A 1,263-nucleotide genomic window follows, 5' to 3' on the forward strand; every position below is an offset into this window, starting at 1 on the left:
CCGGTTGTTGATCGTCATGGCGACGGCTTCGAGGTCCTCGGCGGACCACCGGGAGAGATCAGTGCCCTTCGGGAAGTACTGACGCAGTAGCCCGTTCGTGTTCTCGTTTGTGGGTCGTTGCCAGGGCGAGTGCGGATCGGCGAAGAACACCTTCGTCCCGGTATCGAGAGCGAACTGGGTATGAGCGGAGAGTTCCTTCCCACGGTCCCAGGTGAGGGTCTTGCGTAGCTGCTCGGGCAGCTGCGTCATCGACGTGGTGAGCGCCGCGTTCATCGCGATCGCGCCGTAACCGCCGAGCGAGGGGCCGTTCTTCACGGGCGGACTCTCACCCCAGCCCTCGAGCCGAGGCAGGTGTACCAGGAGCGTGGAGCGGCTGCTGCGCTCGACAAGCGTACCGATTGCGGAGCGGCCCGTCCCGATGATCAAATCGCCTTCCCAGTGTCCCGGGACCGCGCGGTCCCCGGCCTCTGCGGGGCGTTCACTGAGGATGACGTCCACGGTGACATGCCCCCGCGGCTTGTTCTGCGACCGCGCTCGGGGAGTCCGCAGCGCCCGGCCGGTGCGCAGACACGTGACCAGTTCCCGCTTGAGCGCACCACGGCCTTCGATGAACAGTGCCTGGTAGATCGCTTCGTGGCTGATGCGCATGGACTCATCATCGGGGAAGTCGACATGGAGCCGGTGCGAGATCTGCTCCGGGCTCCATGCTGTCGCCCACCGCCTGTCCTGCCGGTGCGGCTTGTTCAGCCCCTTCCACCCCGGCGTGTCAGGCCCGGTGACGATCATGCCGTCGGGGCGACGGACGCTGCCGGCGAGCCTCTCCTGCACGTACTCACGCAACCTTTGGTCGCCTGCGAGCTTCGCGGTCTTCGGGCGCTTCGCAGCCTGCTGCGCTTTCCACTGCGCCACCAGAGCCCGGTAGACCGGTTTGCCGCCCCGGGTCGCCGCGTTGCGGCGCACCTCGCGTGAGACCGTGCCCGCGTCACGGCCGATCCTGCGAGCGATCTCCCGCACGCCGAACTCCTGGGCGGCCAGCAGCGCGATCTCCTCACGCTCAGCGAACGACAGATAGCGGCCGGTGGGCTCATCCAGGCTGATCGGCGGCATCCCGCCAGCGTGACGGAACCACCGGGTTCCGACCGGCCATGACACACCAACAGCCACCGCGGCCTCTACCGTCGTCACTCCCGACGCGATCCGCCGCCCACTGCCGCCGCGCTCCCGCAGGCGCCTCCGGCACCCTCTGACTCTGGTCTCGTCCCA

At 68.1% G+C, this 1,263-nt stretch carries 1 protein-coding gene; it reads right to left on the reverse strand.

What is annotated here, in order from left to right; genetic code table 11:
* A partial coding sequence (locus OTB20_RS42190; protein ID WP_420716626.1) for an IS30 family transposase occupies positions 1-1,227 on the reverse strand: 1,227 nt, incomplete at its 3' end.
* Between the last annotated feature and the right edge of the window lie 36 nt (positions 1,228-1,263).

It is taken from the genome of Streptomyces sp. H27-H1 (assembly GCF_026627445.1).
In the GTDB taxonomy this organism is placed as follows: Bacteria; Actinomycetota; Actinomycetes; order Streptomycetales; family Streptomycetaceae; genus Streptomyces.